Genomic DNA, 22,629 nt, shown 5'->3' with positions numbered 1-22,629 from the left:
GGTAAGGTATGACTAACAATCAAAGTGTCACAGATAATGTTGAACAGGCAACAATTGCTGAAACATTGCAAGATAAGCCTAGGTGGTTAGCTAATTTTATCACAGCTTATCAATCGCTTTCTGCAAACAATTTGGCACAGTTAAATAATGTGTATCATCAAAATGTTGTTTTCATCGATCCCGCACATCGATTAACGGGTATAGATGATCTGTTGTTGTATTTTAGCAAGCTTTATCAACATATTGACAGCTGCGAGTTTGTGATTGAACAGCTAATAACCGAAGCTAATAGTGCCGCTGTTTACTGGCAGATGACATTGCAGCATCCAAAACTTAACCAAGGTGCTGCTATCACAGTGTCAGGACATTCTCTCCTTAAGGCAATGGATAATAAGGTTATTTATCACCGAGACTACTTCGACTTAGGCGCGATGCTTTATGAGCAGCTGCCCATTTTAGGGCCAATTGTACGTTGGCTAAAACAACGGATGAACAGCTAATGTCGACCAAACACGCTGTTAATCAGTTATCACAGCCTAAAAAAGTGATGATCACTGGCGCCACTTCTGGCATTGGTTTAGCACTGACGCATTATTATGCTCAGGCGGGTTATCAGCTGATCGCCTGTGGGCGTAACAAGGAGCAGTTAGCACAATTAGCAGAGCAATATGCCCATTGTCAGACCTTGGCTTTTGATGTCACCGATGAAGTTGCCTTAGCTGATGCTGCCGAGCAAGTGTCAGATATTGATATTTTGATCCTTAATGCGGGGGATTGTCGCTACTTAGATGATGCGAAATATTTTGACAGTCAATTATTTAAACAAGTAGTAACGGTTAATTTATTGTCGCTATCAACTTTATTGGAATATTTTTTACCTAAGGTGAATCGACAGGGGCAGTTGGTATTTATCAGCTCAAGTGCCACTTTATTACCGTTTCCGCGAGCTGAAGCTTATGGTAGCTCTAAAGCGGGCGTTGATTATTTAGCAAATACTTTGCGTTTGTCGTTAAAGCCTCACGACATTAGTGTCACCTTAGTACATCCTGGCTTTGTAAAAACACCATTAACCGATAAAAACGACTTTAATATGCCATTTATGATCTCCAGTGATCATGCGGCGCAGCGTATTGCTAAAGGCGTTGCGTTGAAAAAGCCTTATTTACACTTTCCTAAACGGTTAACTTTACTATTAAAAATAATCGCCCTGTTACCACAGCCACTGTGGCAAAAATTTGCATTAAAGGATGTTAAGTTATGAAAAATATTGCTGTGATCGGTAGCGGAGTTGCTGGTTTAACTGCTGCTTATCTTTTAACGAAAAAACACCATGTCACAGTGTTTGAAAAAAACGATACCATAGGTGGCCATACCGCGACAGTTGATGTTGAATTAGATAACCAATGTTACGCCATAGACACAGGTTTTATAGTGTTTAACAATAAAACTTACCCTTATTATCTCAGTTTATTGTCAGAGCTTGGTGTTGATAAACAAAAAACTGAGATGAGCTTTTCGGTACATAATTGTCAAACGGGTTTAGAGTACAATGGTCATAACCTCAATACCTTGTTTGCCCAGCGTCGTAATCTTTTTCGTCCCAAGTTTTGGCACTTAATTAGCGAAATACTGCGTTTTAATAAACTTTGTAAACAGGCTTATGAATTAGGGCAATTTCAAGCAGGTTTTACCTTAGGGGATTTTTTACAAGCGAATCAATTTAGTTCCTTTTTCTCTGAGCATTATATTTTGCCTATGGGGGCGGCGATATGGTCGAGTTCGTTAGCGCAAATGTCAGCCTTTGATTTTCATTTTTTCGTCCGTTTTTTTTACCACCACGGCTTGTTAAATATTAAAGATCGCCCGCAGTGGTATGTGATCCCCGGTGGTTCAAGAAATTATCTATCGCCGTTGACGGCATCATTTAACAAAAACATTCATACTCAAGCGCAAATAACAAGTATCACGCGGTTAAATAACAAGGTGCAATTAACCTTTGCTGATGGTGCTATGCAAGAGTTTGACGAGTTGGTATTAGCTTGTCATTCAGATCAAGCCTTGGCGTTATTAACCGATGCGAGTGAGCAAGAACGACAAATATTAACAGCGATGCCTTACAGTGAGAACTCCGTCGTGTTACATACCGATACTGCTTTATTGCCGCGTCGCAAGAAAGCCTGGGCAAGTTGGAATTATCAGCTGAGTGACGATCGCTTACGACCAGCGAGCGTGACTTATAACATGAACATTTTACAAGGCTTATCTTCGGCCCATACTTTTTGTGTCACGTTAAATCAAAAAGAAGCCATTGACCCTAGTAAAATTTTGCGTGAATTTACTTATCATCACCCGGTTTTTTCTGTTGAATCGATGCAAGCACAACAACAACGAGAAGTTATTTGTGGCAAACAGCACACCCATTTTGCTGGTGCTTATTGGTATAACGGTTTTCATGAAGATGGTGTCAGAAGTGCCGTTGATGTTGCTAAACGTTTTGAGTGTCACTTAGAAAAAAGCCCAGTTTTATGAAGCCTAATTGCACAGATAATCTTGAATTAAAAAGTAAAATCTATCGTGGGAGTGTCTTTCATAAGCGCTTTGCTCCTAAAGTACATCAATTTAGCTATCAGCTTTATATGCTGGCGTTGGAGGTTGATGAACTTGAGCAATCAGTCAAACATTGCTTTCCTTTTGGGACAAAATGGTATTGTCCGATCCGTTTTGTTGAAAAAGATTATCTAAAAAGTGAACCAGGTGCTCTTAAGCAACGTATTGTCAATAAAGTAAAATCATTAGGTGGTAGTACAGAGATAAAAAGTGTGGTGATGTTAGTGCAAGCGCGATGCTTTGGTTTGTATTTCAGTCCCGCAAACTTTTATTTTTGCTATGACCACACAGGAAAGTGCCAGCAAATGTTGGCTGAAGTGAGCAATACACCTTGGAATCAGCGCCATTATTATCTGGTGAATTTAACCGATTCATTGGTGAGTGAAAAAGCGTTTCATGTCTCGCCTTTTATGGATTTAGCGATGAATTATCATTGGCATATTGTTGAGCCGAAAGAGCATGCAGAGCAGCTGAGGATTGACATCGAAAATAGAAAACCAACAAAAGATAACCCTGAGGGTGAAAAGGTATTTTTTGCTGGCATTAAGCTAAATAAGCAGGCGTTTACTCAAGATAACTTAGTAAAGCTTTGGCTCGCTCAGCCGGTGATGACGGTAAAAATTATTGGTGCCATTTATTGGCAGGCACTGAAATTGTTTTTAAAAAAAGTTCCGTTTGTTCCTTACCAAAAGGTGAATAAACAGCGCACGATAGCTCAAAAGAAATAGGAGTCACTCAGTGGAAAAACTTGCAAATATCAGTACAACAAAAATCGATCATTGGTTTGACCGAAAATGTAAGTCGCTGGTTTTCTCTATTTTGGCTAAACTTAATTATGGTCAGTTAACCATTCAGGAAGGAAACGAACAACGAATATTTCCCAATACTCAGTCAGTATTGTCTGACGATAGACAAATTCAGGCAAAAATTGTGGTGCATGACATCAGTGTGTATCGTGATTTTGTTAAAGGTGGCGCGATAGGTGCCGCTGAAGCCTTTATCGCAGAAAAATGGACCAGCCCAAATTTAACCAATGTTATTCGTATTTTTGCGAAGGCACAGCAACAGACTGATCAGCTTGAACAGCAACGCCCATGGTTAAATAAGTTAAAGAATGCTTTTAATCATTGGCAAAATCGTAACACTCGCCATGGCGCTAAACGCAATATTTTGGCGCATTATGACTTGGGGAATGATTTGTATACCCGATTTCTCGATAAAGAAATGATGTATTCATCTGCGATTTATCCAGATGAGAATGCAAGTTTAGCAGAGGCGCAACTGCATAAGCTCGAGGTTATTTGTCAGCGCTTGTCTTTAAATGAGAAAGATCATTTATTGGAGATTGGCACAGGGTGGGGAGGTCTCGCTATTTATGCTGCTCAACATTATGGCTGTCAGGTAACGACTACCACGATTTCAGACGCACAATATCAATACGCTAAGCAGCGAGTAGCAGATTTAGGCTTATCTAATAAAATTACTTTACTTAAGAAAGATTATCGAGAACTCACCGGTGAGTTCGATAAGGTGGTCTCGGTTGAGATGATAGAAGCGGTTGGCTACGAGTTTTTACCCAGTTTTTTTAAGCAATGTAATGCACGATTAAAATCTGGCGGTAAGCTATTAATACAGTCGATTACTATTGCGGATCAACGTTTTGACTATTACCGGAAGAATGTTGATTTTATCCAGCGCTACATTTTTCCGGGCGGTTTTTTACCCTCGGTAAATATTCTATCAACACGCTTGACTGAGCATACCGATATGGTGATAGAACGTATGGACGATATAGGCCTTGATTACGCTAAGACTTTGGCTGATTGGCGTAAAGCGTTCTTAAAAAATTGGCCTGAGTTGACGCAATTAGGTTATGACAGTCAATTTAAGCGCTTATGGTTATATTATTTTGCCTACTGCGAAGGCGCTTTTTTAGAGCGTGCAACCAGTACGGTTCATATTCTTGCACGCAAGTAGCTTAGTCAGTAGCTTAGCGGTTATTTTCGTTGTGCGCGTTTTTTCCATTCTTTTGAAACGGAATAACGCCATAAGGTATGGATGCCGAAATAGCCAATAATTGAGAACGTTACCGCTAATACACCACACCCGAGTAAGAAAGATGGGCCTATGGTGGAGACACTATTGACCACCCATTCCCAACTGGCCTCAAACATAAATTCTTTCTCGGAAGCGCCTAAAATCCATGTGCCCACTAGATAACAAAAATAAAAAATTGCCGGCATAGTCAATGGGTTAGTTATCCAGACTATCGCAATTGATAGCGGTAAATTGGCGTGTACTATAATAGCTACAGCCGCCGATAAAATCATTTGAAAAGGTACAGGAATAAAGGCAAAAAATAATCCTACGGCAAAGGCTTTTGCCACGGAACGACGATTTAAATGCCATAAGTTACCGTTATGTAAAAGTTCGCCAAAAATCTGTAAATGTTTATGAGATTTAACGGTGTGGTGATCGGGCATTATTTTTTTTAAGATTTTTTTGGGCATAAAACTCTAATTAAGGAAAACAATCACTATGGATTGGTGGTTAATCTCATTTTTTATGGGAGCACTATTGTCACTATTTTTGCCAATAGTGCCAAGTTTATTTTCGACAGTTTTACTGCTTTTTTGCGCTCTATTGTGTTTTTCGTGGTCAAAGACGCGTTTTCTGAGCTTTTTTTGTTTGGGTATGAGTTGGATGTTTTACTCAGCAAGCAGTTATCAGTCGGTTCAAGATAACCAACAACACTGGCTTCATCAGTTAGCCAGTCAAACTATTGTAATCGAAGGTAGTGTAACAGGCATTGCTCAAATTAAAGAATCGAGTCAGCGTTTTAATTTTACTATTGAAAAGTTAGCGGGAAAGCCGCTGAGCGAGCCGATAAAGGTTAGGTTATCTTGGCAACAAGCAGATCGGCAAACTAAACAAAAAATACCAGTAAAAGACCAGCAGTCTTGGCAATTAACGGTGCGAATTAAGCCGGCCTATGGCTTGGCAAATAGCGGAGGGTTTAGCTATCAAACCTGGTTGAGACGTCACAATATTCATGCTACGGGTTATGTGCTTAATTCGGGTGATAACCTAGTATTAAACCAAAAGAGTTCGCTAAGACAAGCCTTATATGATCAAACACTCGCATTATTACCAGCGCATGATTTATCGGCACTAGTGATCGCTTTATCATTTGGTGAGCGAGGGCAGTTAACCAAAAAGCATTGGCAAGTATTAACGCTCACAGCCACACAACATCTTATTGCAATTTCTGGTTTACATTTAGGTCTAGTGGCTGCTGCTAGCTATTTTGTCATTGATCTTATCTTGATGCTCTTGCCATTCACTTTGATGGCTAAGCAGGGGAGCCAGCCGAATTGGCTCAAGGTTAATAATAAGCTAGTGGCTATTATTTTCTCTTGTGTGATCACCAGTTATTACGCTTATTTGGCGGGCTTTTCAGTCCCGACTATGCGGGCGTTATTGATGTTACTACTGTTTTGGTTTGCTAAGCTCAGTGGTATTAAGCTTAGCTTAACTCGCTGGTTAGCGATAACCGTATTTATCGTCACATTGTGTTTTCCTGATAGTTTGTTCAGTGCCAGCTTTTGGCTGTCTTTTTATGCTGTCACTATTATTTTTCTCTTATTGTGGCGTTTTACCTGGCGAGATCCACAAGATCAACAGTCAAAAACTAGGGCTGATAAATGGTTGACTTGGTTAAAAGGGTTAATCACTTTTCAGTGCTCTTTGATTGTACTGATGTTGCCGATCACTGTAATGATTAACTATCAGTTATCTTGGTTAGCCTTACCAGCAAATTTAGTTGCAGTACCTTGGATGAGTGTAACCAGCATACCGCTAAGCTTATTAGCTGTGTTAGTGTTGCCTTTGAGTCAGACGCTTGCAGTGTTTATTTTTAACATTTCACAGCTGACAATTGAATGGCTATGGCATTGGTTTGAATGGTTAGCGCAACTCCCTATGACGGTCTTTCCAATGTCTTTAAACAGCTATATCTTGCTTTTGATTGCCATTATCTGGCTATTCGTCACGGTTTTTATAGTCAATCGTCTCAGGTTTCATATAATTTTTTTTATGATCTTTGGTATTGCTTCTTTCGTTTTGACTAAAGTGTATTTCAATTCCTCTGAGGATTGGCGGGTCTATGTCATGGATGTAGGGCAGGGGTTGTCAGTGATTGTAGAAGCGGATCATCAAGTCCTGTTGTACGATACCGGCGCTCGTTTTCCTTCAGGTTTTTCTATGGCGGAAGCTGTGCTGTTACCTTTTTTAAAGCAACGTGGTTATCAGGCGATTGATGTCGCTTTTATTAGTCATGATGATAACGATCACAGTGGCGGATTAGCACTGTTACAGCAACAATTAACCATTAATCAGTTAGTTTATAATGAGAGCAAGAATGCAATGCCTTGTTTACAAGGGCAGGTGATCAAATGGCAATTTTTGACGATTGAAATGTTATGGCCACAGCAAAAGTTGGCACAGCATAATGACGACTCGTGCGTGATTAAAATTTCCGATAATAGCCAGAGTATCTTATTAACCGGGGACATATCGAGTCAAACCGAACGTCTATTAGTTAAAGATCAAGCGATATCGCTAAAAAGTGATGTACTGGTTGTGCCGCACCATGGTTCAAAAAGCTCGTCTTCAGTGTCATTTATTCAGGCCGTTTCGCCACAACTTGCCATTTTTAGTGCTGGCTATTTAAATCGTTGGCGAATGCCTGTGACTGATGTTGTTCAGCGCTATGAAAATAATGATATTGCCACGCTAAACTCAGCACAGCAGGGGATGATCCAAATCGATATGGTCGATAACAAGCTTAAAGTATCTACGTTTCGCCAACAATTATGGCCGTTTTGGTTTGCTAATTAAGCGGTCTGTATTGTTATGAAAAACGGATATCACGTCAATTGAGCGCAAAAGAAAATCATGGCTTGGTTGCTAAGGCAATACAGGCTAAAATAGCTAAGTAATTCATTTTTAAACTTTATGAGCACTGAATGACAATCGAGTTAGATGCAGCCACTACCGCAGTTGGTTCTCCTCAGCAAGTAACTACTTGGCAAAATTTTAAACGTTTAATGGGCTATGCCAAGGTTTACAAAACAGCGGGAATCTTCGCGGTCATTTGTATGTTGGGCTATGCGTCGATAGATGTGTATTTTCTTTCTAAATTGCCTGCCTTGATTGATGAAGGGCTATCGGGTGATAACCCTGAGTTTATGCGTTGGGCGCCGCTGTTTGTCATTGTGTGTTTTATCGTGCGCGGTATTTTTCATTTTTTAAGTAATTATTGTCTTGCTTGGGTGGGTAATAATGTCGTGGCGGATTTAAGGCAAAGCATATTTGAACATGTGATGGCGATGCCTGTTGCTTTTCATGACAGAACCTCTACAGGGACCTTAATCTCTAAGTTAACCTTTGATACTGAACAAGTATTACAAGCCACCAGTAAATCCTTGTTAACTTTAGTACAGCAAGGTGCGTTTGTGATTGGTTTATTGGTGTTAATGTTTTGGCAAAGTTGGGAATTATCATCGATTTTCTTAGTGATCACGCCGGTAATTGCCATTATTGTCACTGTGGTATCGCGACGCTTTAGAAAAGTAAGTAAAAATATTCAAAATGCCATGGGAGAGGTAACAAAAGCCGCAGAGCAAACTTTTAATGGTCATAAAGTGGTATTAAGCTTTGACGGTCAAACACGTGAAAATGAACGTTTTGGTCAAATCAATAAACACAACCGTCAGCAACGCATGAAAATGGTGGCGACAAAATCTGCCAGTGTTCCTATTATTCAAATCATTGCCTCTTTTGCCTTAGCCTTTGTGTTATATATTGCCAACCTTGACGGTTTTGTTGAAAACTTAACCCCTGGTGTGTTTATGGGGGTCGTCACTTATATGACTATGTTACTGCGCCCGTTAAAGTTGCTGACCAATGTCAACAGTGAATTTCAAAAAGGGATGGCGGCATCAATTAGTATTTTTGAATTACTGGATCAGCAAAAAGAGCAAGATACCGGTGATGTTGCTATTTCGCGAGCTAAAGGTGAGGTTGTTTTTGAGCAAGTGGGCTTTGTCTATCCTAATGATGATAAACCATCACTAACCGATCTTAATTTAACCATTCATGCGGGTGAAACAGTGGCACTGGTTGGCCGCTCAGGTAGCGGAAAATCAACGGCAAGTTCATTATTACTTCGTTTTTATCAAGCGTCGACAGGACGAGTATTGGTTGATGGAATTGATATAAACCAATATAAGTTGAAAGACTTACGTAATCAGTTTGCCTATGTGTCACAACATGTGGTGCTGTTTAATGATACGCTGGCGAATAATATCGCTTATGGTAAACCGGATGCTAGCCAAGAAGAAATTATCGCTGCGGCGACTAAAGCCCACGTAATGGAATTTGCAGAACAGCTGCCACAGCAGCTGGAAACAAATATTGGTGATAATGGTTCTTTACTTTCAGGCGGTCAACGTCAGCGGGTAGCAATAGCTCGTGCATTATTATGTGATGCGCCTTTTTTAATTTTAGATGAAGCAACCAGTGCTCTTGATACAGAATCTGAACGTCATATTCAGGAAGCGTTAAATGAGTTGCAAAAAAATCGGACATCGATTGTGATTGCCCATCGCCTTTCAACCATTGAAAATGCAGATAACATTGTGGTGATGGAGCAAGGGCGGATCATTGAACAAGGTGATCATCGCACGTTACTTGAGCAAGATGGTGCTTATGCACAATTACATAACTTTCAATTTGGTGGCTAAGGTTTAACATGCGCTTAATTGAACAAGTGTGGTTTTATCGTCATCAGGCTAAATGGTTGATTGTACCGTTGCTAGCGCCATTATCCCTTGTGTTTTGGCTGTTATCAGTATTAAGACGAGCTTTGTTTACTTTAGGGGTTAAGTCGTCCGTTAAAGTATCATGCCCAGTTGTTATTGTTGGCAATATTGGTGTTGGTGGTAATGGTAAAACGCCGCTGGTACTGTTTTTGGTAGAGCAGCTTAGCCAACAAGGGATAAAAGTAGGGGTCTTAAGCCGTGGTTATGGCGGGCAAGCACCGCATTATCCTTATTTACTCAATGAGCAAACCAGTGCAGAGCAGGCAGGTGATGAACCCGTATTAATTTATCAGCGAACCAAAGTGCCTGTCATTGTTGGCAGTGATAGAGTTGCTGCTGCGCTGCAGTTAATAGCGCAGGGGTGTCAGTTGATCATCTCTGATGATGGTTTACAACATTATCGACTTCAGCGAGATTATGAAATTTTGGTGGTAGACGGTAAGCGCCAATTTGGCAATGGATTGCTGTTACCTGCTGGTCCGCTTCGGGAAACAACTGCACGGTTGAACTCGGTTGATCGTATTGTGGTTAATGGGGATAAGCCGCTGAATGTCTCCACGGTAAAACCTATTAATACCATGCTGTTAACTGCTACGCGAGTTGTGAATGTGAAAACGGGTGAACAACAAATGTTAGCTGAGTTTATTGCTCAACACCCGAGAGTAAATGCCATGGCTGGTATTGGCGATCCGCCGCGATTTTTTCAATATTTGTGTGAACTTGGCTTTGTGCTTGATAAATCGCAAGGATTTATTGATCATCAAGCGTATAATCAGCGCTTGTTAGCGCCTTTAATTAGCGCTAATTACCCGTTATTAATGACAGAAAAAGATGCAGTAAAATGCACGGCTTTTGCTGAATCATCATGGTGGTATTTACCAGTAGATGCACAATTTATCGGTGATGGCGGCCAACAGTTAGTCACAGATATTAAACAATTACTTCAAAAATGAATGAGAGAAAGACATGGCTTTTGATATAAAATTAATGGAAATATTGGCATGCCCAGTATGTAAAGGAAAATTACATTATAAAAAAGAACAAAATGAATTAATTTGTAATTTTGACCGCTTAGCTTTTGCCATTGTGGATGATATTCCGGTGTTATTAGAAGGTGAAGCTCGTCGTATTTCTGAAGAAGAACGGGCTTAAATTAGGAAGTTAATTATGTCATTTATTGTGGTCATCCCTGCGCGTTATGAATCCTCTCGCTTACCCGGAAAAGTGTTAGCTGATATTGAAGGCAAACCCATGATCCAATGGGTGGTGGAAAAAGCGATCAAAAGTGGCGCCGAGAAGGTGATTGTTGCTACCGATAATCAGCAGGTGGCGCAAGTTGTGACTGATTTTGGCGGAGAGGTTTGTCAAACACGCGCAGATCATCAATCAGGTACCGAACGCCTTGCTGAAGTGATGGAGCAATATCAATTTGACGATGACCAAATTATTGTGAATGTTCAAGGAGATGAACCTTTTATCCCACCAGAGAATATTAGCCAAGTGGCAAGAAATTTGGCTAATCAACAGCGTACCAACCAGCAACAAGCACGAATGTCGACCTTAGCGGTGGCGATCAGCGATGTGGAAGAAGCATTTAATCCGAATGCGGTAAAGGTATTGTGCGACAAGAATGGTTACGCTTTGTATTTTTCTCGCGCGACGATCCCTTATGATCGAACTCGTTTTCTCGATAATCATGACGATCAGCATATTGGTGATTTTTACCTGCGCCATATTGGCATTTATGCGTATCGTGCCGGTTTTATTAAAGACTATGTTAGCTGGCCTGCCAGTGAGCTTGAGCAAGTTGAATCGTTAGAGCAATTGCGCGTGTTATGGCAGGGTGAGAAGATCCATGTGGATGTGGCAAAAACGCGTTTGCCAGTAGAAGGGGTTGATACGCCTGAAGATTTAGCCAAAGCGAGAGCTTTCGCTAAAAGTATTTAATCTCTTATCGTTTCAAACTGTTATCGATTGCAAGTGATAAACTGTAAACTATCACTTGCGGATTGATTATGTCTTATCATTCGAACAAATCAGCAAATCCTCTATCCTCGACTATACTTATTTAATTGCGCTTACGAGGCGTGGTCATGTTTGATAGCTAAAGGGGGAAGTATGAAAAAGATAACAGCACTAGTTAGCATATTACTGTTTTCATGGACGAGCAATGCTGAGCATTCCTGGGCAGATTATCACTGGGCAAGAACAACAAGTTCTTTTGATTTAATTATTATCAATAGTACGACAGGTGACTGGGATGATTATGTGACACAAGCCACAGGTGACTGGTCAGCCTCATTAGTGCTGAATATGGTTGAGGACACTTCAGGGTCCACGGCTAAAAAAGTTAGACGGCAGTGTAAATCACCTGAAGGCAAAATTAGAATTTGTAATTTAGCTTATGGTCAAACCGGTTGGTTAGGTATCGCAGGAATTTCTATTGATGCGAATGGGCATATTATCACGGGTTATACTAAGCTCAATGATACTTACTTTTCAACGAGCTATTATAATAATGCTAACTGGAAGCAGAGTGTAACCTGTCAAGAGCTTGGTCATAATGTTGGCTTAGGTCATCAAGATGAAAACTTTAATAATACCTCATTAGATTCTTGTATGGATTATCAAGATCCACCTACTCCTATTCCTAATACACATGATTATGAGCAATTAGAGACAATATATGGTAGTCATATCGATAGTTATGACAGTTATACTGCTGGCTCTGGTGGCGGCGGAGATGGTGGTGTATGTAATGCACCGCCAGGTAAAGGTTGTAACAAAGCTGGAGCAAACAATGATGTTGGTTGGGGGATGTCACTAGGCCGAAGGGGTAATGCTGAAACATTTGTTCGTATTGATCATAATGGTATTCGCCACTTAACCCATGTAACTTGGGCGATTGGTCACTAAATTATTTATTATAACAAGTGGTGTAATCTGGTTAGGGAGTGAATATTCACTCCCTTATTTTTTGTTTAGAGGTTGTTGGGAAGTTAAGCATTATTCTCGTAATTTTATCAGGTGAGGAGGCTTTTCATTCAATGAAGAGCCTCTTAGGTTGATTCGCCATTGATTTAGTTTGCCAATATTACCAGAGGCATTATCGATAACATCTAATTTCCAGGTTCCGTAGGCATTAATCCCTTTGACATTATCTATAGGGAAGTGTTGAAAAACAGTGTTTGTAGAATCGTTACCAGTATTTTGTAATTTGTACTTATGTCCTGATGGAGAAATTAGATTCATTGTTAAATCTGAAGGCCAACTGTGATTTATAGCCACAGCAATATCTAAACTGAAAATCTTAACGTGATAAGGAACAAAAATACTACTTTGTATACCTGAGTTATCATTATCAGAAATTTTTATTACTTCTTTATTGCTTATAGTAAATAATTTTACTTTTTCTGGAAGTACTTCAAGGTTTACGGTGAATTGTTGTAATTGCTCGGCATTTGTTGCTGTTACCGTAAATACGTAATTGCCAGGCTGCGTAGTAATTCGTGTAGGAACGTCAATGGTAAAGCTTTCTCCCGCAATTATTTGATTTTTTGATAGGGCTACCTGAGGTAATGATGACACAACAGACAATTGCAGAGCACCTTTAAAACCTTGTTTTGATTTGCTGCTAAAGTCATATTGTATTGTTTCGCCAGCATTAATTGTTTGATTCTTGGTGCTGGTATTTAAGGTAAACTTGGCTGAATTTTCTTGTTGATTGGTTAATATCTGTTGTGATTGAGGGCAAAGATCCCTGCGAACTAAGCTATCAATTGGATCAACGGAATAATTTGGCTTATCTCTACCGTTTGAGTAGTTTGCGTTGATTAAGTGATGTGCTTTATTGGCTGTGTCACTCAATTGTTTAAATAATACATGGTTTTCAATACCTACATGGTTTGGGTTGAGCCTATTCGCGGTATATTGAAAGTAAATGCTTTGGTGTATTAATAAAGCTATCACTGGCAAATATAATATTGTTAATGGATTACCCACAATGTTGTTCTCGATATTGCTTCAGCTTATATCTGATCTGTGAGTGGAAACTCTTCTCTCAGTACTCGGTTGATAAAAGCAGGATAAATTATAAAAAGAAGGCTCCAAATAGAGCCTTCATCTTTTAGGTTTTACTTATTACCTTTAGTTTTCACCGTGGGTACAATTGTGACTTCGTTTGAGCAAGTACTTGTTCCAGCTTCACACACTTGATAAACAAAGCTTGTTTCTGTTGACTGAAAACGATCGGTATAGCTATCTTTACGAACACCTGAATCAATTAAGGTGCCGTTGCGATAAATATCGACTGACATTTTACTTGCTGTAATCCACTCTAGCTCAGTGACCACACGTCCGCTTCGGCTTTGGGCACTACCTTGTAGATCGATAACAGGTTCCGTTACAGTAACCAGTTGACTAATGCTATGTGTGCTCGCATCGTCATCGGTAACTGTTAAAGTGACATTGTATTCACCAGCCGTTAGATAGCTATGGCTAGGGTTTGCTAAGGTAGAGCTTTCACCATCACCAAAATCCCATAACCAGCTTGTGATCGCACCATCACTGTCACCACTTAAGTCGGTAAATTGCACGTCAAGGTTTGTTACTGAGACGCTAAAGTTTGCAACAGGCGCTTCATTTGCTGGCACATCTTCAATGATCACTTGGATCTGCTTTTGATCGAACGCATCAGCTGAGTCATGAGCAACGACTGTGATAGTGTGTGTGCCTGCGCTTAACTTGTCGGTGCTAAATAATGGACCAGCGCCTATTTTACCGTCAAAGTTTGAGTACCATGCTAAGCTTGCGCTAACATCACCGTCTTCTTCATCAGTTGCTGTCGCGTCGAAAGTAATGCTATCACCTAGGTTAAAATTAGTGCCACTTGTTGGGGCATTGATTGTGACTACTGGTGCAACATTTTCCGCTGGTGGTGGCAAAATAACGTCACCGTTAGAAGCCGCAATACTCCAGTTGTTAAGTACACCATTCATGGTATAGCTAGAGGTGTCTTCTGCGTATAAACGCCACTTGCCTTTAGTTGACTCGCCTGCAAATTCAACAGGAGTAAAAGTGTGTACTAAGTCTTTGTTCCAGAACTGACGCCAAGTCACTAGTTTAACTAGTGTTCCTTGTGGTGATTGCAGCCAGACGTTTAAGTATTGCACTGAATCAAATGAGATATTGACACTCACTTCCAATGAATCAATAGCGACACCTGTAGCTAGGTCGATCTCAGTGTATACACGACCACCCCACTCAGGAAGAGCAATTGCGGTGTTGTTTGCACCATTAACCGAAGTGTTAGCTTCAGCGACAGAAAATTCAATTGTTTGAGTATTCTGTTGGCCTGCAGAATCAGTGACAGATGCTGATACTACATGATCACCGACCGACAGAGTTGAGTGAGTAAATGAGGCTCCGTTACCAATGACACCGTCGATATTAGAAGTCCAGACTATTTTACTGGTTAAATCACCGTCTTCGGTATCGTTTGCCGATGCACTAAAGCTGATAGTTTCGCCATTAAGGAACGCTGAATTGTTCATCGGTGATGCAATTTTAACATTTGGTATAAAGTCAGTAGGATTAGCTGGAGCACCTGATAGGTTTAATGACCAGCTATTTAATACACCTGCATTATTGTTTACATGATCAGCAACTTCTAGCGTCCACTCACCTAAAGCATTGTCTAATTCATATGCGTAAGTGGTGTATGTCTCTTGCATACGAGTACCAGCTTGCCCTTCACGATCGCGTAATACGACTTTTTCACCACTAGGCGAAACAAGTGATATTACCAAGTCACTGATATTATCGTGGCTAATGTCAATATCTACGCTGACTTCAGTGACAATCATATCATGTTCAACATTGATCTTGCTTTGCGCTGGGGTTTCTGGACTGTTATCAGCAATCAAAATTGATTCTGTATTACTGAATGTTGTGGTCACTGAACCTTGAGGCCAGACGCGTAAGGTCAAAGGAAGCGTTTTAGTAATGGTACCATCAGTTGCTTCTACCGTTAGGGCATAGCTGCCTGCTAACGTTTCAGTTGTTGTATTAATCGTCATGGTGGTTGACGTATCAGCACTCACAGGATTTTGGCTGAAGACAATATCTGCATTAAGAGTTGGATTACCCGTAACACTTAACATGGCACTGCCAGTAAAACCTCCCGCGGCGGATAGATCAATGGCATAATCTTGGCTTTCGCCTTGGTTGATGGTTGCTATTGCTGGGGTGGCGTCCATGAAAAATGATGGACCTGTGCCACCTGAATCTGCAAGGGCATTGAATACATTTAAGCGTTTCCCTGAGATAGTTTTATTTTCTAGAACTGGTAAGGTATCACCCGTGTTCATTAATATGCTTTTGATTTGAGCGGTTGTTAAATTAGGGTTACCCGATAACATGAGTGCTGCTGCACCCGCTACATGTGGTGTTGCCATTGAGGTTCCACTGAAGGTGTCATATCCCCCAGGGACTGTTGATAATACAAATGAACCAGGCGCTGCTAGGTGTACTAGTTGATCGCCAAAGTTTGAGAAACCAGAAAGGTTATCTTCGCTGTCGGTAGAGGCAACAGCAACTACGTTAGGGACATCATAACCTGCGGGATAGAAGCCACCTGCATCGATATCGGAACCGTCATTACCTGCTGCAGCGACAAAAAGCAGATCTGCATTGTTTGCTGCACTGATAGCGTCTTTTAGGGCTTGCGAGAAACCACCGCCTCCCCAACTGTTATTTAACACGCGAATATTGTTGCCGGCATTTTTTAGACCAATCATGTAATCAATACATTGGATACCGTCATCGGTGGTTCCACCCTGTGAGCCTAGGAAGCTACAACCAACCATACTGGTTCGCCAGTTAACTCCAACAACGCCCATGGAGTTGTTACCTTCTGCACCTATAGTGCCTGAAACGTGAGTACCATGTTGTGCTGTATCATAAGGATTACCATCGTCATTGATGGCAGAAATACCATGGATATCATCAATATAGCCGTTACCGTCATCATCAATACCATTTCCGGCGATTTCATTTGGGTTGCGCCAAATGTTTGCGGCAAGATCTGGGTGAGAGAAATCAAACCCAGTATCAATTACACCAACAACAACAGACGCATCACCTACTGTGTAATCCCATGCCGCTTCGGCTGCGATTTTTTTCATGCCATATAAATTTGCATAGTTTGTGTCATCTGGTACTGAGGTGTGATTAACAAGGTAGTTTGGTTCAGCGTACTCGATTAATGGATGATTTTTTAAGCTAGCTAGGACGTTTTCCACGTGACGTCCTTCTTTTAACTTTAGTACGGCAAGACGACCGTTTGCGATATTACGTAGACGGTCATCAACACCATCATTGTTTTTATCTTTAAAAGAGACACCAAGATTACGTGTTAAAGACTGGCGATCGTTTTTAGACACATGTTGTTTAAATTTTACGATGACTGATTGTTTATCATACGCGGGAGCTGTTTGTTGAGTCATGGCTAAAGCGATAGGGCTTAAACTTGCTACAAACGTAGTACCTATCAAGGTATTTATTACTTTGGAAGATGATATTTTGGGTGTTTTCATCATCTGATCTCCTGTTGTTGTCGGATTTAGTTATCATTCGTTCTGTTGTACCACCCACTTCATTTTCCCTGTAAGTCGCACAATCACACTTTTGTATGTGATTGTATATATTTATATACTTAAATGTATCTTCGATCAATTAAAATGTCACAAAAAGTTAATAAAAGTTTGTGATTATATGGGGTATTAGTTGTTATCTATTGAAAAATATGGAAAATAAATTACATCTCGAGAGCGGTCTTTCTATCTTTAATGTATGTATTTGTAAGTTTTATCGGTGTTATTGGAAAATTTTGAGATAATTTATTCTAAGGGAGGGGAAATAATTAGACGTTCGATAGTCATATGTATATGAATGTATGAGATAGTGTGCCTTTTTACAGGCACACGGGGTAATTTAAGCGCTTGATCAGAAATTAATGATTTGTTCTGAGGTACAGTCCGTCGTATTTTCTTCACATGCTTTATAACGATAGCTCCCGCTGATTTTACGTGAGAACGTATCAAGGTATTCGCTACCGGTTGTAACAGTGGCTATTTTGTTACCATTTCGATATAAATCAGCCAGACCTGTTACTCCACCATTTGCGACAAGTGTTATGGTGTGTTTACCTTTTGCAAAGCTATAACTGGCATCCAGTGAGAATGCTTGCGGAGGCGGGGTATCAGCACAGCCGTTTTGGCTAAGGTAATCCACAGCTGCTTTTGCCTGCACAATTCCATAACCGAAGTAAACATCGTGTCCAGGAGCTCCTTGATCTTGTGCTGTTTTCTTCAGTGTTGTTCGTATTTGTTCACCACTACACTCTGGAAAATTTGACCAAACAAGCGCTGCAACACCTGCTACTGCTGGTGTCGCCATAGATGTGCCACTCATGTAGCCATAATCTGATGTTGAGATAGTGACACTAGCTGATGTGCTATTTAACAATGCATCACGATCGGCGAGATCTGCACCTACTGTCGGGATACTGGTGCTATTAGCATCGCCGAGTGTTCCGTAGAGTACGCCGTCAACATTGTTGATGATAATGGCACCGATGCCGCCTGAAGCTTCACAGTTGGCTACTTTATCATGAAAACTAATAATGCCTCGGTCGATGAGACAAATACTCCCATTGGCATTGGTATCAATATTTTCACCGGTAGACATAAAATAGGTGCTTGCTGTTACGTCACCTTGATTTTCCATTCCCGCTGACGGTAAAAAAGTTCCGTCTGCACTCATAGCAGCAATTGACGCCATATCTGCAGGGTAGGTTGAAAGGGTTTGTACGCCGCCAGCAGTGGCTTCCACGCAGATAGTTTCATCTTTGGTCGCTTTTTTACCTCGCCCACTTGAGCAGCTCGGGAATTGTGAAAATTCCGCAATATTATTGTCTGCATCATTTGCACCTATCATCATCACAGCAGGGTATGCCGCTGGATAAGAAGCTATTGAATTTCCATCATTGCCAGCTGCGGCAACAACTAAGCCCCCTTGCTCTGTAAATTGGCTAAATGCATTTGACTCGACAGTGTTACTGCCTCCTCCCCCTAAGCTCATGTTGATAATATTGGCACCAGCCTGACTACATAAGTTTGTTGCATGGGCTAAGTCGGATGAATATGCCCAGCCACGTTCAGTGAATACTTTGATAATATGTAAGCTGACACCTGGTGCCATTCCTACTACACCAAATTCATTATCACTAGCTGCAATTGTTCCCGCGACATGAGTACCGTGTGGCCCGCCATTAATATCCCAATTTCCTGTGCCAGCATCATAGTCACCTGAAATATTGGTCCAATTAAAGTCTTGATTCGATCTATCCAATCCTGAATCAATAATGCACACTTTAGTATCTGTGCCTTGAACAAATGAGACCTGATCAGCTTGAGATTGATAGACGGCGTATGGGGTTAATTGAGTTATCTTGGGGTTACCAGGATCATCACTGTACAAAGATTGAAGAGAGCGACGTTGATCAGACTCGATTAACTGAACATGAGGGTTATTCAGTACCCCTTTGACTTGATTGAGATCCATGCCAGCAAAGGTTGCAGCAAAGAATCCTTCACCATCGACATTGATTTTTGCACCTGATTGAACGGCTAACGCTTTGATGATGCCTTTGTTATTGTTATCAACTTGTATGACATATCTTGAATCTTGTGCTTGCGCCCCGATCGTTATACTAAGCGATAATGCTGCTATTGCACTCGCTATTTTGGTTAGTTTCATATGTTTGCTCCGATTTTGCTAAAGCTTATGTGCACAATGAATTCTGTATCCGTTCTTTGTCTTGTGTCTATTAGCTTCTTAACATGATTCAGTATTACTTTTTCACTATGCTTTTTAGCGGTGGATAATAAATGAACCTGTTATTCGTTGTTGTCTATATTGATACGATATTTTGTCGTATGTTATAAGTATTGTATTAATACTTGTATACATTTATATACATAAAAACACAAAAGATCAAATAAAATTGACCATGTTGCTTACTGATTGTCATTTTTTAGTGAGCTTTAACTTTAAGGAGCAGGGAATTATTGCTTTTTGGAAGTTGGTATTTTGGGGCAACGTATGGTTAATTTAGCTCCCCCAAGTGTTGATTGACCAATGACTAAGCGTCCACAATGAGCTTCGATTATTTTTTTTGCTAACGCTAATCCAAGTCCTATACCACCAGAATCTCTACACCGACTAAGATCAAGACGAACGAAAGGTTCTAACACTCGTTCTCGTTCATTAATTGGAATACCTGGACCATCATCTTCTATGATGATTTCGTAATGTTGTTTCAGGTTGTTAAGGGTTATTTTGACTTGGCTTTTGGCAAAGCGTGCGCCGTTTCGAATAATGTTTGAAATAGCTCGGCTCAATTGGTGACTATCTGCTTTGACTAAGCAGGGCTGCTCACCTGTTTCACTAAGCTCAAAATGGGTGTTCGGATATAAATCAATATGTGATTCTAATAAACGTGACAGCGTGTTGCCGAGTGAAATTTCACTGGTCACAAGTGATCTAGATTTATTCTCAAGTTGAATAAAGTCGAGAGCTTCTTTAAGTAGCTTTTCTAATTCATTTAACCCGTTATTTATTTTATCGCTGAGTTTTTTGGGTGGCCTTTCTGTTAATGAATCTTCTAACATATCAAAGGCTAATTGTACCCGCGCTAATGGTGCTCTAAATTCATGTGCTACCGCCTGAATCAGCTCGCGCTGTGATTTGATATTCTCACTGAGGGATTGATTAATTTTCTTCTGATGGAAGCGTTTTACTAGCATTAATATAAAAGCAAAAGTAGCTAACAACGCTGCTATCCAAGCATTACGGGTTGAGCGTTGTTGCTTAATTTCTTTTTCTTTAAGTGTCTGATCTGCTTCTAACAACTTTATTTGCTGTTCTCGTTTTTCGGCTTCGAAATGACTTAATAAAAAGGCGATTCGTTGATCACTTTGTGAATTAAACATCTCATCATTGAGTTGTTTAAATTGTTCTAAATGTGCTAATGCTTGAGTAGGGTTTTGTTGTTCTTTAAATAATAAGTATAAAAATTTATAGGCATCACGAATTAAACGTTTGTCTTGTGTTTCATTGGAGATTGATAATGAGTTTTCTACTAACTGAAGTGCATGATCAATATTACCTTCAAGCTTGGCAACTTTTGCATTAATCAGTAAAGCATTTGCTTTTAGCGGGATTATATTTAATTCATTGATTTTTGTTAAAGCAGGTTGCGCATGTTGGTGTGCCAACTCGGTGTTGTTTAGCTCAATATACGCACTGGCAATGTCAATATTAATACGCGCTACCATGGCAGGATCTGAGAGTTCATCAGCAATTTGTAATGCTTCGTTATATTGGTGTAATGCAGCATCAAATTGTTTCTTTTTCTGATGTATTGCGCCTAGACTGGTGAGAGACTCAGCTATACCTAACTTATCTTTGAGTGTTTGATAGTGACCTAACGCTCGCTGTAAGTATTTGAGGGCTAAGTCATAATCTTCGAGGTAAAAGTAGGTTAGACCTATATTACCGAGTATTTGCGCTAGGCCGGGAATGTCATTGATTGATTCTCTAATTGATAATGATTTTAGTTGATAATCAAGGGCTAGGCTGTAATTACCACTGGTGCCATGTATATTGGCGATGTTATTTAATGAAACGGCGATGCTTTTCTTTTCTCCTAGCTGTTGATGTATTTCAAAAGCGCGTCGAAAATTTTCTAAGGCTATTTTAGGTCGACCTAAGGTTTGATTGATGATGGCAATATAATTAGTGGTATTGGCAATATTACGCTTGTTTTGCTGAGCATTAGCGATATCAAGTGCTAGTTTGAACTGTTTTAACGCTGATTGAAAATCCGCTGTGCGCCAATAAATAATGCCTTGCATCGTTAAGCTAACATAGAGCCCTCGTTTGTTGTTGGTACGTGTCGATAACTCTTTACTGTTGCTAGTACGAGCTTGTGCTTGCTCATATTCTCCGAGTGAAATATGCGCCCAAGCAAGATTGTTAAGCACGGTAATTTTATTTTTATCACTAGGGTATTGTGTAAAAATATCGAGTGCTTGTTCACCATACATTAAACATTTTAATGGATTATTATCGCGATACTTTGTCACTAACTGGGTCAGTAATTCACCTTTATCTTTTGCTTGCGCGTTTTTTACTTGCTGTTCAAGCTCTTCAATACTACTTGCGTGATCAATCGCTAAGCCATGAGCATTGCAAAATAAGCTCATGGCTAAAAGACCTACAACAAATGTAGTTACTAACCGCATAAAAGGCATAAAATTATCGATCCCCAACGAAAAGGTAGCCCTTACCATGAACAGTTCTAATTCTGGTGGAAGGGTTATTTTCGTCACCTAGCTTTTTGCGAATACGAGAGACACGCAAATCTATAGTCCTATTTGAACTTTCATAACCCAAATGAGAAAAATGCTTAGAAATAAATTTGCGATCACAAATAACCCCAGGTTTACTTGCTAATAAGGCGAGTAATTCAAATTCCGCGGTGGTTAAATCAACAACTTTGCCATCTTTTTCTGCTGTTTGATATTTGGTATCTATGACTAGATCATCAAATTGAATCAATGAGTTAGATGTGGTTGTCGTTGCTTGTTTAGGCTCTGGAGCTGTTTCATTTTCATGAGGATTACGCCTTAAAAGGGCGCGAACACGTGCAAGTAATACTCGTGAACGTACCGGCTTGGCCAGATAATCATCTGCACCAGTCTCCAGCCCAGCGACTTCGTCAATATCATTGTCTAATGCAGTGAGCATTAGAATAGGACCATCATAAGTACCTTCTATACCTGCTTGACCGTAACGAACTTGACGACAAACAGACAAACCGTCCATGTCAGGTAGCATCACATCTAAAACCACTAAGGTGGGCTGTTCGGTAATAATTTTCTCTACCGCATTAAGGCCATTTGTTTCTATTTCAGTTTGATAACCGTTGGTTGTCAGAAAATCAGCGACTAATTGCGCCAGTTCGACATCGTCATCGACAATAAGAATATAATTGTTGGATTTTGCATTCATT

General features: G+C 40.2%; 17 protein-coding genes. 11 read left to right on the top strand and 6 right to left on the bottom strand.

Features of this window, described 5'->3' with window-relative positions:
* Window positions 1–8 precede the first annotated feature (8 nt).
* From IV514_RS07355 to IV514_RS07335, 5 genes are read left to right on the top strand one after another with little or no spacing between them, the layout of a single operon-like run.
* On the top strand, window positions 9–500 hold the full coding sequence (locus tag IV514_RS07355; RefSeq protein ID WP_206484309.1) for a nuclear transport factor 2 family protein: 492 nt from the start codon (window positions 9–11) through the stop codon (window positions 498–500).
* Window positions 500–1,261 (top strand): SDR family NAD(P)-dependent oxidoreductase, encoded by a 762-nt coding sequence (locus IV514_RS07350; protein ID WP_241242244.1) that lies wholly within the window; start codon window positions 500–502, stop codon window positions 1,259–1,261. Before IV514_RS07355 ends, IV514_RS07350 begins: the two co-directional genes overlap by 1 nt.
* Window positions 1,258–2,529, top strand: a complete 1,272-nt coding sequence (locus IV514_RS07345) for an FAD-dependent oxidoreductase (RefSeq protein WP_206484308.1) — start codon at window positions 1,258–1,260, stop codon at window positions 2,527–2,529. The genes IV514_RS07350 and IV514_RS07345 overlap by 4 nt, the downstream gene beginning before the upstream one ends.
* Window positions 2,526–3,335 carry a DUF1365 domain-containing protein gene (locus IV514_RS07340; protein WP_206484307.1) on the top strand — a complete coding sequence of 270 codons (810 nt, stop codon included), beginning with the start codon at window positions 2,526–2,528 and terminating at the stop codon, window positions 3,333–3,335. Before IV514_RS07345 ends, IV514_RS07340 begins: the two co-directional genes overlap by 4 nt.
* A gap of 10 nt (window positions 3,336–3,345) precedes the next feature.
* Window positions 3,346–4,584 carry a cyclopropane-fatty-acyl-phospholipid synthase family protein gene (locus IV514_RS07335; protein ID WP_346776903.1) on the top strand — a complete coding sequence of 413 codons (1,239 nt, stop codon included), beginning with the start codon at window positions 3,346–3,348 and terminating at the stop codon, window positions 4,582–4,584.
* Window positions 4,585–4,604: 20 nt separating this feature from the next.
* Here the strand turns inward: IV514_RS07335 and IV514_RS07330 are convergent, their stop codons facing one another.
* Entirely contained in the window at window positions 4,605–5,117 is a 513-nt protein-coding gene (locus IV514_RS07330; protein WP_206484306.1) for a DUF2062 domain-containing protein, read from the bottom strand.
* 28 nt (window positions 5,118–5,145) lie between these two features.
* Between IV514_RS07330 and IV514_RS07325 the strand changes: the two genes are divergently transcribed.
* The 6 genes from IV514_RS07325 (at window position 5,146) to IV514_RS07300 (ending at window position 12,407) form a co-directional block, all read left to right on the top strand.
* On the top strand, window positions 5,146–7,506 hold the full coding sequence (locus tag IV514_RS07325; RefSeq protein ID WP_346776902.1) for a DNA internalization-related competence protein ComEC/Rec2: 2,361 nt from the start codon (window positions 5,146–5,148) through the stop codon (window positions 7,504–7,506).
* A 209-nt stretch (window positions 7,507–7,715) separates the two neighbouring features.
* The gene (gene msbA / locus IV514_RS07320; protein ID WP_241242298.1) at window positions 7,716–9,413 is read left to right on the top strand and encodes a lipid A export permease/ATP-binding protein MsbA; all 1,698 of its coding nucleotides are present in this window, start codon (window positions 7,716–7,718) and stop codon (window positions 9,411–9,413) included.
* 8 nt (window positions 9,414–9,421) lie between these two features.
* Window positions 9,422–10,444 carry a tetraacyldisaccharide 4'-kinase gene (gene lpxK, locus IV514_RS07315; RefSeq protein WP_206484303.1) on the top strand — a complete coding sequence of 341 codons (1,023 nt, stop codon included), beginning with the start codon at window positions 9,422–9,424 and terminating at the stop codon, window positions 10,442–10,444.
* A 13-nt stretch (window positions 10,445–10,457) separates the two neighbouring features.
* The gene (locus IV514_RS07310; RefSeq protein ID WP_206484302.1) at window positions 10,458–10,643 is read left to right on the top strand and encodes a Trm112 family protein; all 186 of its coding nucleotides are present in this window, start codon (window positions 10,458–10,460) and stop codon (window positions 10,641–10,643) included.
* A 15-nt stretch (window positions 10,644–10,658) separates the two neighbouring features.
* Entirely contained in the window at window positions 10,659–11,438 is a 780-nt protein-coding gene (gene kdsB / locus IV514_RS07305) for a 3-deoxy-manno-octulosonate cytidylyltransferase (protein WP_206484301.1), read from the top strand.
* Window positions 11,439–11,609: 171 nt separating this feature from the next.
* On the top strand, window positions 11,610–12,407 hold the full coding sequence (locus IV514_RS07300; protein WP_206484300.1) for a hypothetical protein: 798 nt from the start codon (window positions 11,610–11,612) through the stop codon (window positions 12,405–12,407).
* Window positions 12,408–12,497: 90 nt separating this feature from the next.
* Here the strand turns inward: IV514_RS07300 and IV514_RS17685 are convergent, their stop codons facing one another.
* The 5 genes from IV514_RS17685 to IV514_RS07275 form a co-directional block, all read right to left on the bottom strand.
* Entirely contained in the window at window positions 12,498–13,493 is a 996-nt protein-coding gene (locus IV514_RS17685) for a proprotein convertase P-domain-containing protein (protein WP_206484299.1), read from the bottom strand.
* A gap of 131 nt (window positions 13,494–13,624) precedes the next feature.
* Entirely contained in the window at window positions 13,625–17,089 is a 3,465-nt protein-coding gene (locus IV514_RS07290) for a S8 family serine peptidase (RefSeq protein ID WP_206484298.1), read from the bottom strand.
* A 406-nt stretch (window positions 17,090–17,495) separates the two neighbouring features.
* Complete coding sequence (locus IV514_RS07285; protein WP_206484297.1) at window positions 17,496–19,310, bottom strand: S8 family serine peptidase; 1,815 nt, start codon at window positions 19,308–19,310, stop codon at window positions 17,496–17,498.
* A 308-nt stretch (window positions 19,311–19,618) separates the two neighbouring features.
* Window positions 19,619–21,820, bottom strand: a complete 2,202-nt coding sequence (locus IV514_RS07280; protein ID WP_206484296.1) for a tetratricopeptide repeat protein — start codon at window positions 21,818–21,820, stop codon at window positions 19,619–19,621.
* Window positions 21,821–21,872: 52 nt separating this feature from the next.
* Window positions 21,873–22,628, bottom strand: coding sequence for a response regulator transcription factor (locus IV514_RS07275; RefSeq protein ID WP_206484295.1), 756 nt, complete (start codon window positions 22,626–22,628; stop codon window positions 21,873–21,875).
* Window position 22,629: the final 1 nt, after the last annotated feature.

It is taken from the genome of Thalassotalea sp. G2M2-11 (assembly GCF_017168195.1).
In the GTDB taxonomy this organism is placed as follows: Bacteria; Pseudomonadota; Gammaproteobacteria; order Enterobacterales; family Alteromonadaceae; genus Thalassotalea_E.
The sequence above is the reverse complement of the archived record's forward strand: the minus strand, read 5'-3'. Positions and strand labels throughout refer to the sequence as shown.